The 14,813-nt window shown below is 66.6% G+C and carries 13 protein-coding genes; 5 read left to right on the forward strand and 8 right to left on the reverse strand.

All coding sequences use genetic code 11. The features are described 5' to 3' along the window. The first annotated feature begins 280 nt into the window (after positions 1 to 280). Positions 281 to 2,140, forward strand: a complete 1,860-nt coding sequence (locus LL964_RS09065; protein WP_104586645.1) for a methyl-accepting chemotaxis protein — start codon at positions 281 to 283, stop codon at positions 2,138 to 2,140. Positions 2,141 to 2,293: 153 nt separating this feature from the next. Here LL964_RS09065 and LL964_RS09070 read toward each other — a convergent pair whose 3' ends face one another. Genes LL964_RS09070 through rluD form a run of 4 tightly spaced genes read right to left on the reverse strand, consistent with a single transcriptional unit; the run spans position 2,294 to position 5,045 of the window. Further along, positions 2,294 to 2,791, reverse strand: coding sequence for a thiol-disulfide oxidoreductase DCC family protein (locus LL964_RS09070; RefSeq protein WP_104586646.1), 498 nt, complete (start codon positions 2,789 to 2,791; stop codon positions 2,294 to 2,296). Next, positions 2,715 to 3,245 (reverse strand): DUF4166 domain-containing protein, encoded by a 531-nt coding sequence (locus LL964_RS09075; RefSeq protein ID WP_104586843.1) that lies wholly within the window; start codon positions 3,243 to 3,245, stop codon positions 2,715 to 2,717. Before LL964_RS09075 ends, LL964_RS09070 begins: the two co-directional genes overlap by 77 nt. Next, on the reverse strand, positions 3,242 to 4,048 hold the full coding sequence (pgeF, locus tag LL964_RS09080; protein ID WP_104586647.1) for a peptidoglycan editing factor PgeF: 807 nt from the start codon (positions 4,046 to 4,048) through the stop codon (positions 3,242 to 3,244). Before pgeF ends, LL964_RS09075 begins: the two co-directional genes overlap by 4 nt. Position 4,049: 1 nt before the next feature. Further along, positions 4,050 to 5,045: a 23S rRNA pseudouridine(1911/1915/1917) synthase RluD gene (gene rluD / locus LL964_RS09085; protein ID WP_104586648.1), complete on the reverse strand. Its 996-nt coding sequence runs from the start codon at positions 5,043 to 5,045 to the stop codon at positions 4,050 to 4,052. Positions 5,046 to 5,165: 120 nt separating this feature from the next. On the opposite strand from rluD, the gene LL964_RS09090 reads away from it, so the two are divergent. Next, entirely contained in the window at positions 5,166 to 6,047 is an 882-nt protein-coding gene (locus tag LL964_RS09090; RefSeq protein ID WP_104586649.1) for an outer membrane protein assembly factor BamD, read from the forward strand. A 385-nt stretch (positions 6,048 to 6,432) separates the two neighbouring features. Here the strand turns inward: LL964_RS09090 and LL964_RS09095 are convergent, their stop codons facing one another. Continuing rightward, the gene (locus LL964_RS09095) at positions 6,433 to 8,073 is read right to left on the reverse strand and encodes an NAD+ synthase (RefSeq protein ID WP_104586650.1); all 1,641 of its coding nucleotides are present in this window, start codon (positions 8,071 to 8,073) and stop codon (positions 6,433 to 6,435) included. A gap of 1 nt (position 8,074) precedes the next feature. Then, positions 8,075 to 8,467 (reverse strand): endonuclease domain-containing protein, encoded by a 393-nt coding sequence (locus LL964_RS09100; RefSeq protein WP_228329410.1) that lies wholly within the window; start codon positions 8,465 to 8,467, stop codon positions 8,075 to 8,077. 261 nt (positions 8,468 to 8,728) lie between these two features. Here LL964_RS09100 and LL964_RS09105 point away from each other — a divergent pair, with 261 nt between their 5' ends. Beyond that, complete coding sequence (locus LL964_RS09105; protein ID WP_167395253.1) at positions 8,729 to 9,070, forward strand: hypothetical protein; 342 nt, start codon at positions 8,729 to 8,731, stop codon at positions 9,068 to 9,070. A 7-nt stretch (positions 9,071 to 9,077) separates the two neighbouring features. Here LL964_RS09105 and sucD read toward each other — a convergent pair whose 3' ends face one another. Together sucD and sucC are read right to left on the reverse strand one after the other, a co-directional pair. Then, positions 9,078 to 9,953, reverse strand: coding sequence for a succinate--CoA ligase subunit alpha (gene sucD, locus LL964_RS09110; protein ID WP_104586653.1), 876 nt, complete (start codon positions 9,951 to 9,953; stop codon positions 9,078 to 9,080). 24 nt (positions 9,954 to 9,977) lie between these two features. Then, complete coding sequence (sucC, locus tag LL964_RS09115) at positions 9,978 to 11,147, reverse strand: ADP-forming succinate--CoA ligase subunit beta (RefSeq protein ID WP_029220456.1); 1,170 nt, start codon at positions 11,145 to 11,147, stop codon at positions 9,978 to 9,980. A gap of 230 nt (positions 11,148 to 11,377) precedes the next feature. Here sucC and LL964_RS09120 point away from each other — a divergent pair, with 230 nt between their 5' ends. Next, a complete protein-coding gene (locus LL964_RS09120; RefSeq protein WP_104586654.1) occupies positions 11,378 to 12,991 on the forward strand; it encodes a sensor histidine kinase in 1,614 nt (537 codons plus the stop codon). A 186-nt stretch (positions 12,992 to 13,177) separates the two neighbouring features. Next, positions 13,178 to 14,572 (forward strand): sigma-54-dependent transcriptional regulator, encoded by a 1,395-nt coding sequence (locus tag LL964_RS09125; RefSeq protein ID WP_167395254.1) that lies wholly within the window; start codon positions 13,178 to 13,180, stop codon positions 14,570 to 14,572. Positions 14,573 to 14,813 lie beyond the last annotated feature (241 nt).

Genomic DNA, 14,813 nt, shown 5'->3' on the forward strand with positions numbered 1-14,813 from the left:
GCGTGCCGAACAGCCTGCCCTAGCGAACTGAATTCACATCGAATTTACATTTTCCGAGCACTTGTTCGCCAGGGAGTTTCCCTGCGTGCCGCTTGAGTTCCACAAAATTCGTCCTGAAATCAATGACATCCGCTCACTCGACTGATCGGCAAGCGCATTCCGACCAGCGGCAGCCCTCACCCCATCATGATTCGGCCTCAGCTGCCGATAGTTCCCTTGCAGACCACGGACTGCCGGATACCCGCCCCCCATCCCAGATCATGTCAGTCGAGCTCAGCCTATGTTGCCCAAACACACTGCCCCCCTTTCGCGACCGTCGGCCGGCCTGACCGGTGCGCGCACCGGTTGGGCTGCCTGGCTGGCGACCGCCGCGCCGGCAGGGTTGCTGGTCTTGCTGGCGCTCTACGCTGCCGCGCTGATGCCCGGTGGCGTCTGGCACGGCCTGACCCGCCTCCTGCCGGCGCTGCTGGCCGCGGTGGCTGCCAGCGCGGGCATCGCCTGGTGGGCACGTCGCGCCCAGCGAGCGCAGCTTAAGCAGGCGCTCGCGGTGGTCACGGCGATCGGCGAAGAGCGGTTCCAGCGCCTGGACCTGCGCACTGCGTCGGGCGAACTCGCCCCGCTGTTGCATGCCTTGCAGGTGACCCAGGACAAGCTGGCCATCCGTATCGACGTCATGGAACAAGGCTTGCGGCATGGCGAATTCGTGATCAAGGCGCTGGACGACCTGGACACCATGATCCGCATCGCCGACGACGATGGCCAGGTGCTGTTCGCCAACCGCAAGCTGCTGGCGATGCTCAAGCTGATCGAGCCGGATGTGCAGAGCTTCCGCCCCACCTTCAATGCCGAAGGCTTCGTCGGCGGCAGCATCGGCGACATCTATCCGGACAGCCAGGCGGCCATCGACCGCATGCGCGCGTTGAATGCATCCAAGGCCGTGCGCGCCCCGTTCTTCGGCCGCCAGATCGACTTCGTGTACAGCCCGATCATCGCTGCCGACGGCACCAAGCTGGGCACCATCGCGCAGTGGATGGATGTCACCGCGCAGGTCAACGCCGAGCAGGCGCTGATCCAGATCATCGACGCGGCATCGGCTGGCGACTTCAGCCGCCGCATGCAGGTCGACGGCATGGACGGCGTGCTGCTGTCGTTGGCGCAAGGCATCAACCGCATCTACGACTCGGTGGAGACCCACCTTGCGGCGTTGGCACGCGTGATCGGCGCGCTGGCCGAGGGCGACCTCACCCAGCGCGTGGACGGCGATGCGCACGGCATCTTTGCGCGTCTGCGCGACGACACCAACCAGACCGTCGCGCGTCTGACCGAGATCATCGGCGGCATCCAGACCGCATCGGACACCATTCGCCAGGCCGCGGTGGAAATCGCCGCCGGCAACACCGACCTGTCCGAGCGCACCGAACAACAGGCCGCCAACCTGGAAGAAACCGCCAGTTCGATGGAGGAATTGACCTCCACCGTGAAGCAGAACGCCGACAGCGCATTGCAGGCCAACCGCCTGGTGGTGGGCACCGGCGAAATCGCGCAGAGTGGCGGCCAGGTGATGGACGACGTGGTCGCCACCATGAGCCAGATCAGCACGGCCTCGCGCAAGATCGGCGAGATCATCGGCGTCATCGACGGCATCGCATTCCAGACCAACATCCTGGCGCTCAATGCCGCCGTGGAAGCGGCGCGCGCCGGCGAGCAGGGCCGTGGCTTTGCGGTGGTGGCCTCGGAAGTGCGCGCCCTGGCGCGGCGCTCGGCCGATGCCGCCAAGGAGATCAAGACGCTGATCGCCGACTCCACCGACAAGGTGGAACTGGGCTCGGGCCTGGTGCATCGCGCCGGCGCGACCATGCGCGAGATCGTCGGCTCGGTGAAGCATGTCACCGACATCATGGGCGAGATCACCGCGGCCAGCGCCGAACAATCCAGCGGTATCGAACAGGTCAACCGCACCGTGGCGCAGCTGGACGAGGTCACCCAACGCAATGCCGCGCTGGTGGAAGAAGCCACCGCCGCCGCGCGCAGCCTGGAGGAACAGGCGGTAGAACTGGCCGATGCGGTGGCGATCTTCCGTCTGCAGCCCGACACCCGCCCCTCCACTGTCGTGCGCGCCAGCTTCCATAACGCAGCGTAGGCCCGGGAAATCGCGCGATTTGTAGCAGCGCACCCGGGCGCGACAGCGCTTTCCCGGCATGCCGGTCGCGCTCAGCGCGCTCCCACGAACAGCGCATCGGTGTGCCCGATCGCGATGTCAGGATAGAAACTCCCCCATCCACGCCGCAGTACGTCAGTCCAGGAACCGTGCGCGTTGTTCGGGCGTGGGCAGCATGCAGTGCTCGCTGCGGCCGAACCAGCGATAACGATTGCGCGCGATCAGCCGATAGCCGCTATCGCGCACCCCTCGCGGAATCATGCGCAACACCGCAGCCAGCCGCCACAGGCCGCCCAGGCCCGCCAGCACGCGCACGATGGCATCGCTATCGGTCCAGGCGCCGCAGCCCTCCACGAGCAGGAACGACAACGGATCGTCCGGGTCCAGCCCATGCCGTTGCAGCAGCGCGCGCCCGGACTGGCCCTGCATCGCGGCGTAGCGATAACGCCCGCGTCGATCGTGGCGCAGCAAGAATCTGACCCACCCGTTGCACAACAGGCAGACCCCGTCGAACACGATGGTGGCCGGCGCGGTGCGCGGATCGGTCCGTGAGTTATCAACGCGGTTCAAGCCAACCCTCGTAGCGAATGAAGGGCCCCACCAGCGGCAGGTGCACGTCGACCAGGAATCCATAACGGCCGGTATCGGCATGCTCGCGGCACCGCACCTGTTCGAACCAACGCGCAGGCAGCGGAACCCACCCGAACGCCCACACGCGTGTCGCCTGCCAGTACACCGCCTGCGCATCGGCGCGCAATGCGAACTCGAAGCGCACTGCGCCCAGGTGCTCGCGCAGGCGCTCTCCATCGCGCCATAACCGCGAGTACATCGGCAGACCGGCGAACCGACGGTGCCAGCGCTCGCCCCGCGCATCGACCAGGAAGTCCACCTCCACCGCCACCGCACCGCTGCGCGGCAGCCGGCTCAGCAATGCCAGCAAAGGAACCAGCACGTGCCGGCCACGCCGGATCTGGGCCTGTCCGGCAAAGGTCTGCCGCTGCCGCACCGAATGCAGCGCGCGCACCGGCTCCGGCAACTGCGCGAATGCCGCATGGCCCAGTACCTGCGCGAACAGCGGCGTGTTCAGGGGGCGATCCAGGCCAAGGTGGCCATGCGTCCGCTGCGACGGTCGCGGCGATGCGAATAGAAACGCTGCGGATCGGAAATCGTGCAAAGGCCGCCGCCATGGATCGCATCGGCGCGGACGCCGGCGCGCTGCAGGCGCTGGCGGGCGAGCGCATACAGATCCACCCGCCAATGACCCGGCCGCGTCACGACGAAGGCCGCCAGTGCCTGCGGATCAGCGTGGGTGAAGGCATCGAACACCTCCTGGCCGATTTCGTAGGCCTGCGGCCCGGCCGCAGGCCCCAGCCAGGCCATCAGTTGCGAGGCCGGCGTACGCATCGCCGCCACGCTGCGCTCCAGCACGCCATCGGCCAGACCGCGCCACCCGGCATGCGCGGCCGCCACCTCGCTGCCATCGACGGCAGCGAACACCACCGGCAGGCAATCGGCGGTCAGGATCGCCAGCACCACGCCCGGCACCTCGGTCACGGCCGCATCGGCCACCGGCTCCGGCGCATCGGCGCCGCCCTCTTCGGAACGGGCAACGGATGCAACCGGCGCTGCACCCACCCGCACCACCCCCACCCCGTGCACTTGACGCAACCAGTGCGGCGTGCCCGGCAGCGCCAACGCCTGCACCAGCAGGGACCGATTGCGCTCGACCCGTTCAGGCGTATCGCCTTCGGGGCTGCTGCGGTTGCCCAGGTTGAGCGTATCGAACGGCGCCGGCGACACGCCCAGGCCATACCGCAGCGTGGTCAGCGCCCGCAGACGGGGCGGCGCCGGCCAGTCGGCTGGCAGGATGAAGGGCGCAACCATGCTCATCTCAGCGGCGCGCCAGCTCGGCGGCGCGTGCGCTGTCTTCGCGCAGCGCGGCCATCAGCCGCTGCAGGTCGGCCGGCACCGGCGCAGTGGCGCGTACCGGCTCGCCGCTGACCGGGTGCAGGAACTCCAGGGTTTCGGCATGCAGCGCCTGACGCTTGAAGCTGCGCAGCTCGTGCACCAACGCGTCGGTGGCGCCCTTGGGCAGCTTGAGCGCGCCGCCATACAGCGGGTCGCCGACGATCGGCGATTTCAGATGCGCCATGTGTACGCGGATCTGATGGGTACGGCCGGTTTCAAGCCGGCATTCCAGTGCTGTGTGTGCACGGTAGCGCTCGCGCAGACGGTAGTGGGTGACCGCATCGCGGCCGTCGTCGCGCACCGCCATCTTCAGGCGATCGCGCGGATGGCGGTCGATCGGCGCATTGGCGGTGCCGCCTGAAACCAGTGCGCCCACCACCACCGCCAGGTACTGGCGGTGCACGTCGCGCGCGGACAGCTGTTCCACCAGCGCGGTCTGCGCCTGCACGGTACGCGCCACCACCATTACGCCGCTGGTGTCCTTGTCCAGGCGGTGCACCACACCGGCGCGCGGCACCGCCGACAGCGCGGGGTCGCGGAACAGCAGAGCATTGACCAGGGTGCCGTCCGGGTTGCCGGCGCCCGGGTGGACCACCAGGCCAGCCGGCTTGTCGATCACCAGCACCTGCTCGTCCTCGTACAACACGTTCAGCGGGATATCCTGCGGCGCGGCATGGGTCTGGGTCTCCAGCACCACCTGCAGCTGCACGCTCTCGCCGCCGCGCAAGGTATCGCGCGGCCGCGCCATTTCGCCGTCCAGCAGCGCATCGCCGGACTTGATCCACTCCGACAGGCGCGAGCGCGAGAATTCGGGGAACAGCTCGGCCAGCACCGCGTCGAAACGCCGCCCTGCGGCGCTGTCGGGCACGATCGCCTGACGGATGGAGGAGTCGGCGGGGTCGGCAGATGGGTCGGACATGGACACGGATACTCGGGCAAAATCGGGAATTTGGGGGTCCGGACGGCAGGAGTCAGTCGCCGGACAGGCCACTAGGCTATCATCGCCCTTTCGTTTTCCTGATGCGTCCTGCCCAGACCCATGATCCGACGGTCCACGTTTTCCGCGCCTGCGCGCCTGATTGCCCTCATGCTGGTCATGGCGTTCGTCGTCACCGGCTGTCACCGCGGCGCCAAGGACAAGAATCCCGACGAGGGCATGCCGGTCGAGCAACTGTACGGCAAGGGTCACGAGCTGATGGAGAAGGGCAACTGGGCCGGCGCCGAAGCCAGCTACAAGCGCCTGATCGCCCAATATCCCTACGGCCCGTACACCGAGCAGGCGATGATCGAAACCGCCTATGCGCAGTACAAGGCCGGCAAGCATGAAGACACCGTCTCCAGCGTCGACCGCTTCATCCGCACCTATCCGACCCACCGCAACATCGCCTACCTGTACTACCTGCGCGGGCTGGCCAACAGCAATCGCGATACCGTGTTCCTGCGCCGGGTCTGGTCGCTGGACCCCAGCCGCCGCGACCTGTCCTCGCCGCAGCAGGCCTACAACGACTTCAACACCGTCACCGATCGCTACCCGAACAGCCGCTATGCCGCCGATGCGCGCCTGCGGATGATCGAACTGCGCGATATCTTCGCCCAGCACGAGCTGGACAACGCGCTGTACTACCTGCGCCGCAATGCCTGGGTGTCGGCGGCCGGCCGCGCCAACTACCTGCTGGAAACCTACCCGCAGAGTGCCTACCAGTACGACGCCATTGCCGTGCTGGCCGAGGCCTACACGCATCTGGGCAACAAGACCCTGGCCGCCGACGCCCGCCGCGTGCTCGAACTCAACAGCCCGCAACATCCATGGCTGGTCGGTGAGTGGCCGAAGTACCCCTGGGCGATCCGCAAGCTCAATCCGTTCGCCGGCGAGAAGTCCGCTGCCAGCGGTCAGCGCAATGCGCAAATGAACCGCGACTGAGATCTTCGATCGTCGCACGAGCGCAGCAAGGGGCCGGAAGGCCCCTTTGCTTTTGCTGGTCCTTCCGACGCGATGGCGACAGCCTTTCTGCCTGCGCCGACGTCCGGAAGCGCAGACGGGCATGCGGCCGCCCGTCTGTGCACTGCCCCATGACCAGGCATTGCGGGCGGCTGCGGTCGGCGACGAAATCGCAGGCGCGCCCGCAGGCCCAACCGCCAAGGTCCGTCCGCCAGGCCAGCCCCCCCGTTCCGGCGAATCGTTCCAGCTTCAGCGCCCAGGCCATGCGGCAAGTGCGCTCGCGGAACACTGCCGCAAGGCTTGCGCGCTCTGGCCCTCTCTCCCGCAGCACCGCGCACCCGCAGACGGCATGCGCTGCAGCGCGCCCTTACTGGCCGCGATACCCATTGGTGATCGGATAGCGCCGCTCGCGACCGAATGCACGGCGCGACACCTTCGGCCCGGGCGCAGCCTGGTGGCGCTTCCATTCGTTGAGCCGCACCAGCCGTAGCACATGCTCCACCGTGTCGGCCGCGTACCCGGCTGCGACGATGTCGTCGCGCGACTGCTCCTGATCGACATAGCGGTACAGGATGCCGTCGAGCACATCGTAGGGCGGCAGCGAATCCTGATCGGTCTGGTTGTCGCGCAGCTCGGCCGATGGCGGGCGCGAGATCACTGCCGGCGGAATCACCGGTGCGCCGCCCACCGTGTTGCGCCACTTGGCCAACCCGAACACCTCGGTCTTATACAGATCCTTCAGCGGCGCGTAACCGCCACACATATCGCCATAGATGGTGGCGTAGCCCACCGCGTACTCGCTCTTGTTGCCGGTGGTCAGCAGCAACCCGCCGAACTTGTTGGACAATGCCATCAGGATCACGCCACGGCTGCGCGACTGCAGGTTTTCCTCGGTGATGTCCGGCTGGGTGCCTTCGAACAGCGGCCCCAGTGCGGCGAGCAGCCCCTCGAAGGCCGGCGCGATCGCGATGGTTTCCATCTTCACCCCCAGCGCGCGGCACTGCTCGGCGGCCAGATCGTTGGACAGACCGGCGGTATAGCGCGAGGGCAGCCGCACGGCAGTGACGTTGTCGGCGCCCAGTGCATCCACCGCCATCGCCAGCACCAGCGCCGAGTCGATGCCACCGGACAGGCCCAGCCAGACCTTGCCGAAGCCGTTCTTGCGGCAATAGTCCTGCAGGCCCCGTACCACCGCACGCCAGGCCAGTGCGTCCATGCTTTCGTCGCCGTCGTCCACCCAGACCACCGGCGTGAAGCTACGCGCACCGGCGGCGTAGTCCACCACCAGCCATTGATCCACGAAGGCCGCCGCCGCCGGGTGCACGGTACCGTTGCCGTCGGCCACCACCGAGGCACCGTCGAACACCAGCGCGTCCTGACCACCGACCACATTGAGATAGGCGATCGCTGCGCCGCTTTCGCGCGTGCGCTCGGCCAGCAGCGCATCGCGCTGCGCATGCTTGCCGCGCTCGTAAGGCGAGGCGTTGGGCACCAGCACCAGTTCGGCACCGGCCTGCACCGTCCGCGCCAGCGGCTCGGCGAACCACAGGTCCTCGCAGATCACCACACCCACCGGCACGCCCTTGACCGTGACCACGCAGTCCTCGCCATCCGGGTCCACGTCGAAGTAGCGCCGCTCGTCGAACACCGCGTAATTGGGCAGCTCGCGCTTGCGGTAGGTGGCTTCGATGCGCCCATCGCGCAGCACGCTGGCGGCGTTGTACACCACGCTACCGGCACTCTGCGGCCAGCCCACCACCGCCACGATGCCGCGCGTGGCCGCGGCGATCCGCATCAACGCCTGCTCGCAATGGGCCAGGAAACCCGGCCGCAACAGCAGATCTTCCGGCGGATAGCCGCTGATCGCCAACTCGGGAAACAGCACGATGTCGGCCCCGAATTCGTCGCGCGCCTCCTCGATGAAGGCGATGATGCGGTCGGAGTTCTGGGCCACCGCACCGACCGGGAAGTCGAACTGGGCCATGGCGATGCGGAGCGTCTGGGACATGTCAACGGCCTTGTGCGTGAGTTTTCCGAAGCACGGAAGCGGGAAGGGAGGAATGCGCCGCAAGCAGACCTCGTGCGATCACCTCGCAGACGTCGTCGCAGCTTGCCAGAACTGCATTATTCCAGATGCGCAGCACCTGGAAGCCCTCGCGGCGCAGGAAGGCATCGCGCGTAGCGTCCGCGTCGGGCAGCAGGTGCTGGCTACCGTCGATTTCGACGATCAACGCCTGGGCGAGGCAGACGAAATCGACGATGTAGGGCCCGATGGGACACTGACGCCGGAATTTGAAGCCGAGCAGGCGTCGATCGCGCAACCGATACCAAAGTACGCGCTCGGCTGCGGTCATCTCACGACGCAGGTGCTTGGCAAATCCGGTCTTGGCGGCGTGGCGCATGGACATTCCCGGCAGGGGGATGACCATGGTGGTTTGTACCGCCCGGGTGGTGCTATCGGTGCTGATGGCGCTTTGGCGTCGGGGATCGCCGCGGGGAAGGCGCCCTCACCCCTACCCCTCTCCCGCAAGCGGGAGAGGGGATGTCGCAGCCGGCGGGAGCTTGGGCAGCGGAAGTTGCATGACCGTGGCGTGCTCCGTCGATCAGGCCGGCAACGATCGGCCGGAAATTCCTTGGAAACAGGATCTCAGCAGCATCTCCTGATGTTGATTTTGCTGTTGCTGTTGCCGTTGCCGTTGCTGTTTGCTGTTTGCTGTTTGCTGTTTGCTGTTGCTGTTGCCGTTGCCGTTGCTGTTTGCTGTTTGCTGTTTGCTGTTGCTGTTTGCTGTTTGCTGTTTGCTGTTGCTGTTTGCTGTTTGCTGTTTGCTGTTTGCTGTTGCTGTTTGCTGTTTGCTGTTGCGGTTGCTTTTGCTTTTGCGGTTGCGGTTGCTGTTGCGGTTGCTGCTCCCTTCTCCCGCCTGCGGGAGAAGGTGCCCGAAGGGCGGATGAGGGCTAAAAAAAAAGGCCGCCCGAAGGCGGCCTCCACTGCTCACGCTCACGCGTGAAGAGCGCTTACTTCACCAGCGCGGCGATCGCTGCACCCAGATCGCCCGGCGAGCGGACGGTCTTGACGCCAGCGGCTTCCATCGCCGCGAACTTGCCTTCGGCCGTGCCCTTGCCGCCCGAGGCGATCGCACCTGCGTGGCCCATGCGCTTGCCGGCTGGCGCCGACGCACCGGCGATGAAGCCCACGACCGGCTTCTTGACATGGTTCTTGATGTACTCGGCACCGGCTTCCTCGGCGTCGCCACCGATTTCGCCAACCATGATGATGCCTTCGGTCTGCGGGTCTTCGTTGAACAGCTTGAGGCAGTCGACGAAGTTCAGGCCGTTGATCGGATCGCCGCCGATGCCGATGCAGGTGCTCTGGCCCAGGCCCACTTCGGTGGTCTGCTTGACCGCTTCATAGGTCAGGGTGCCCGAACGCGACACGATGCCGATCTTGCCCGGCTTGTGGATGTGGCCCGGCATGATGCCGATCTTGCACTCGCCCGGGGTGATCACGCCGGGACAGTTCGGCCCGATCAGCACGGTGTCCGGATGCGAACGGGTCAGCACGTTCTTGACGCGCAGCATGTCCAGCACCGGGATGCCTTCGGTGATGCACACGATGACCTTGATGCCGGCCGCAGCCGCTTCCAGGATCGCATCGGCCGCGAACGGCGGCGGCACGTAGATCACCGATGCATCGGCGCCGGTGCTCTGCACGGCGTCGGCCACGGTGTTGAACACCGGCAGATCGATATGGGTGGTGCCGCCCTTGCCCGGCGTGACGCCGCCGACGACCTGGGTGCCGTACTCGATCATCTGAGTGGCGTGGAAGGTGCCCTGCTGGCCGGTGAAGCCCTGCACGATCACCTTGGTGTTCTTGTTAATCAAAACGGACATGGATAGTTCCTTCGGTGTCGTGGATCAGGCGGCGTTCTTGACAGCTTCGACGACCTTCTTGGCACCGTCGTTGATGTTGTCGGCCGGGATGATGGCCATGCCGCTGTCGCGCAGCAGCTGCTTGCCTTCTTCCACATTGGTGCCTTCCAGGCGCACCACGACCGGAACCTTGACGCCCACTTCCTTGACCGCGGCAATGATGCCTTCGGCGATCATGTCGCAGCGGACGATGCCGCCGAAGATGTTGACGAAGATGCCTTCGACCTTGTCCGAAGACAGGATCAGCTTGAACGCTTCGATGACGCGCTGCTTGTTCGCGCCGCCGCCCACGTCCAGGAAGTTCGCCGGCTCGCCGCCATTGAGCTTGATGACGTCCATGGTGGCCATGGCCAGGCCGGCGCCGTTGACCATGCAACCGATGTTGCCGTCCATGGTGACGTAGTTGATGTCCAACTCCGACGCGGTCACTTCGGTCTCGTCTTCCTGCGTCTTGTCGCGCATGGCGACCAGTGCCTTCTGACGGAATGCGGCGTTGTCGTCGCTGTCGAACTTGCCGTCCAGCGCGTACAGGTTGCCGTCGTCCAGGATCGCCAGCGGGTTGATCTCGACCAGCGCCAGGTCCTTTTCGTTGAACAGGCGGTACAGGTTCACCATGATGCTGGCGAACTGGCCGGCCTGCTTGGCGGTCAGGCCCAGCTTGAAGCCGAAATCGCGGCCGTGGTAGCCCTGCACGCCCTCGACGAAATCGACGTTGAGCGAGTGGATCAGCTCCGGCGTTTCGGCAGCGACCTGCTCGATCTCCACGCCGCCTTCGGAGGAGGCGATGTAGGTGATGGTCTTGGTGCCGCGGTCGACCAGGATCGACAGGTACAGCTCCTTGACGATCTCGCCGGCGGTGGTCACCAGCACCAGGTTGACCGGCAGCTCGACGCCGGCGGTCTGGTAGGTGGACATCTTGGTGCCGAGCATCTTGGCCGCTGCGGCCTTCACGTCGTCGGTGGTCTTGCAGAACTTGACGCCGCCAGCCTTGCCGCGGCCGCCCGCGTGGATCTGCGCTTTCACCATCCAGGGGCCCTTGCCCAGGGAATTGGCGACTTCAACCGCTTCGTCCGGGGTCGCCGCGACCTTGCCGGCCGGAACGGGGATGCCGTACTCGGCAAGCAGCTGTTTTGACTGGTATTCGTGGAAATTCATGCGTCACCGTGGGAAAAGGAAACGACCGCTGCGTGCGACGCAGACCGCCGGGGCGGCACGTCATGGGACGCGAACGGGCCGCCTATTGTGGCCGACCGCGCCGTGCGGCGCAAAATTCGGCGATATTGCCGGCCGGATCTGCGCGGTTGCACGGCATCCCGAGCCCCTGTGGCCATGGGCGACCGCGCAGCTGCCTATACTCGCGTCACGTTTCAGCAAAGGGGCCCGGCGTGGCATTCAGCGCATCGCTCATCGACCGGATCCGGTCGGCGCCACAGCGCGAGCTGTACTTTTTCTCGCTGTACCGGGTCCTGGTGGCCGGGCTGATCGCCGCACTGGTGTTCAGCCCGCTGTCCGATGCCATCCCCGGGCCGCGCTATCCGCGCCTGGCCGCAGCAGTGGCCATCGGCTACCTGTCGATGGCCATCCCGCTGCTGTTCTGGGGCCGCAACGAGCGCCGCCTGACCGCCACCGTCCTGTGCGCGGTGGTGGCCGACATCCTGGCCGCCGCCCTGGCCACGCACGCCTTGCCCGGCGCCAGCGCCGGCATCGCGATGATGCTGCTGTTCAATGTCGCCGCCGCCGCGACCCTGCTGCGGCTGCGCTACGGCATGAGCGTGGCGGTACTCGCCAGCGCCGCCATCGTGCTCGAATACCTGTGGACCCTGCTCGAAGGCGGGGCCGCCGCGCGCCCGGTGGCCGAACTTGCGATGTTCGTCACCAGCTACGTCGCGGTGGCCTTCATCTGCGAACAGATCGCCTCGCGCGCGCGCCGCAACCAGGTCTTGGCCGAACAACGCGGCGCGCAGGTCGCCAATCTGTACGAGATCAACGAACTGATCATTCGCCGTCTGCGTACCGGCGTGCTGGTGATCGATGCGCACAACCGCATCAGCCTGGCCAACGAGGCCGCGCTGGCACTGCTGGGCGACGCCGATCGGCGCGTGGCCACCACCGAGCTGTCGCTGGCCACGCTCACCCCGGAACTGGCGCGCCGCCTGCAACGCTGGCGCAGCGGCTGGCGCCAGGAAGAATCGCCCCTGCAGCTGGGGGCCGACCGCCCCGAGGTGCAGCCGCGCTTCGTCCGCCTGCTGGCCGACAGCGACCTGGTGCTGGTGTTCCTGGACGATTCCAGCGTGGTGTCGCGGCGCGCCGAGTCGCTCACGCTCTCGGCGATGGGCCGGTTCTCGGCGAGCCTGGCCCACGAGATCCGCAACCCGCTGGCGGCGATCAACTACGCCTCGCAGCTGCTGGAAGAGTCGCCGGATATCGGCGATGCCGACCGCCGCCTGCTACAGATCATCCACCAGCAGTGCCAGCGCACCAACGGCATCGTCGAAAGCGTCCTGGGGCTGGCCCGCCGCGAGCGCGCCAATCCCGAAAACCTGGATCTGGCCGCCTTCGTCCGCCGCTTCGTGGTCGAGTACCGGCAGACGCTGTCGATGGAAACCGACATCCTCGAGGCCAGCATCCAAGGGAGTTCGGTGCATGCGCTGGTCGACCCCAAGCACCTGCACCAGATCCTGACCGCGCTGGTACACAACGCACTCAAGTACGGCCGGATCATGGACGAACCGGCGCGGGTGAAGCTGCGCGTCGAACACCAGGAGCGCATGGCCATCATCGATGTGGTCGACCGGGGCCCGGGCATTCCGGAAACGGTGGCCGCCCAGCTGTTCCGCCCCTTCTACACCACCTCCGAACACGGCACCGGGCTCGGTCTGTACATCGCCCAGGAGCTGTGCCGCGCCAATCAGGCGCAACTGGACTACGTACCGGTGCCCGGCGGCGGTGCCTGCTTCCGGATCCTGTTGCAAGGACCCAACGGGCTGCTGGGCAAGTGAGCTGATGCGTCGCCGCATGCGCAGACCGGCGCGCCCGTCGCTCCGTTGCGGTTCCGTCCTTTGGCAGGTGGCCGACAACCTCTTCCAACTCCGCTGCGTAAACCGTTCGCGCAAGGGGGATGACGCTCCGGGTCGAATAGCGCCGACAATTGTGGACTGTCATCACGCTGGGCTATCGTGGGCAATATGAACGAACCGAAAAGTGCCCTGGTCGTCGACGACGAGCGCGATATCCGTGAACTGCTTGTTCTCACCCTGGGGCGGATGGGCCTGCGCATCAGCACGGCGGCCAACCTGGCCGAAGCACGCGAGCTGCTGGCCAGCAACCCCTACGACCTGTGCCTGACCGACATGCGCCTGCCCGACGGCAACGGCATCGAGCTGGTCACCGAAATCGCCAAGCATTACCCGCAGACCCCGGTGGCGATGATCACCGCCTTCGGCAGCATGGACCTGGCGGTGGAAGCGCTCAAGGCCGGCGCGTTCGACTTCGTCAGCAAGCCGGTGGACATCAGCGTGCTGCGTGGCCTGGTCAAGCACGCCCTGGAATTGAACAACCGCGACCGGGCAGCGGCGCCTGCCCCGCCGCCCGAGCAGGCCAGCCGGCTGCTCGGCGATTCCAGCGCGATGGAGAGCCTGCGCGCCACCATCGCCAAGGTCGCGCGCAGCCAGGCGCCGGTCTATATCGTCGGCGAATCGGGCGTGGGCAAGGAGCTGGTCGCGCGTACCATCCACGAACAGGGCGCGCGTACGGCCGGGCCGTTCATCCCGGTCAACTGCGGCGCCATCCCCGCCGAACTGATGGAAAGCGAATTCTTCGGCCACAAGAAGGGCAGCTTCACCGGCGCGCACGCCGACAAGCCCGGCCTGTTCCAGGCCGCCCATGGCGGCACCCTGTTCCTGGACGAAGTGGCCGAACTCCCGCTGCAGATGCAGGTCAAGCTGTTGCGGGCGATCCAGGAAAAATCGGTGCGCCCGGTCGGCGCGTCCGGCGAGACCCTGGTGGATGTGCGCATCCTCTCGGCCACCCACAAGGACCTGGGCGACCTGGTCTCCGATGGCCGTTTTCGGCACGACCTGTACTACCGCATCAACGTGATCGAGCTGCGTGTACCGCCACTGCGCGAACGTGGTGGCGACCTGCCGCAACTGGCCGCCGCGATCATCGCGCGGCTGGCCCACAGCCACGGGCGGCCGATTCCGCTGCTGACCCCCTCGGCCCTGGACGCGCTGGATCAATACGGCTTTCCCGGCAATGTGCGCGAGCTGGAAAACATCCTCGAACGCGCCCTGGCCCTGGCAGAAGACGACCAGATCAGCGCCAGCGACCTGCGCCTGCCCGCCCATGGCGGCCACCGCCTGGCCGCCCCCACCGGCGCCACCGCGGCCGAACCGCGCGAAGCGGTGGTCGACATCGACCCCGCCTCGGCCGCCCTGCCCTCCTACATCGAGCAACTGGAGCGCGCAGCGATCCAGAAGGCCCTGGAAGAAAACCGCTGGAACAAGACCAAGACCGCCGCGCAGCTGGGCATCACCTTTCGGGCTTTGCGTTACAAGCTCAAGAAGCTGGGGATGGAGTAGCTGGAAGGCCGGGATTGGGCATTCGGCATTGGGGATTGGTGACCGCATTGCTGCACAGACCCTGCTGGAAGGTAGCCAGAACTCCCTTCTCCCGCTTGCGGGAGATCGCGTATCGCCTTCTTCTCCCGCTTGCGGGAGATCGCGTATCGCCTTCTTCTCCCGCTTGCGGGAGAAGGTGCCCGAAGGGCGGATGAGGGCGCTTAGTCCTTCGTCACCCGATTGATTTCCGCCAGGCTGGTCA

The sequence above is a fragment of the Xanthomonas melonis genome, assembly GCF_020783655.1.
In the GTDB taxonomy this organism is placed as follows: Bacteria; Pseudomonadota; Gammaproteobacteria; order Xanthomonadales; family Xanthomonadaceae; genus Xanthomonas; species Xanthomonas melonis.

Excerpts from the sequence above, each read along its gene's own strand:
- LL964_RS09065 (WP_104586645.1), top strand. The coding sequence starts at position 281 with ATGTTGCCCAAACACACTGCCCCCCTTTCGCGACCGTCGGCCGGCCTG.
- LL964_RS09070 (WP_104586646.1), bottom strand. The coding sequence starts at position 2,791 with ATGGATTCCTGGTCGACGTGCACCTGCCGCTGGTGGGGCCCTTCATTC.
- pgeF (WP_104586647.1), bottom strand. The coding sequence starts at position 4,048 with ATGAGCATGGTTGCGCCCTTCATCCTGCCAGCCGACTGGCCGGCGCCG.
- rluD (WP_104586648.1), bottom strand. The coding sequence starts at position 5,045 with ATGTCCGACCCATCTGCCGACCCCGCCGACTCCTCCATCCGTCAGGCG.
- LL964_RS09090 (WP_104586649.1), top strand. The coding sequence starts at position 5,166 with ATGATCCGACGGTCCACGTTTTCCGCGCCTGCGCGCCTGATTGCCCTC.
- LL964_RS09095 (WP_104586650.1), bottom strand. The coding sequence starts at position 8,073 with ATGTCCCAGACGCTCCGCATCGCCATGGCCCAGTTCGACTTCCCGGTC.
- LL964_RS09100 (WP_228329410.1), bottom strand. The coding sequence starts at position 8,467 with ATGCGCCACGCCGCCAAGACCGGATTTGCCAAGCACCTGCGTCGTGAG.
- LL964_RS09105 (WP_167395253.1), top strand. The coding sequence starts at position 8,729 with ATGTTGATTTTGCTGTTGCTGTTGCCGTTGCCGTTGCTGTTTGCTGTT.
- sucD (WP_104586653.1), bottom strand. The coding sequence starts at position 9,953 with ATGTCCGTTTTGATTAACAAGAACACCAAGGTGATCGTGCAGGGCTTC.
- sucC (WP_029220456.1), bottom strand. The coding sequence starts at position 11,147 with ATGAATTTCCACGAATACCAGTCAAAACAGCTGCTTGCCGAGTACGGC.
- LL964_RS09125 (WP_167395254.1), top strand. The coding sequence starts at position 13,178 with ATGAACGAACCGAAAAGTGCCCTGGTCGTCGACGACGAGCGCGATATC.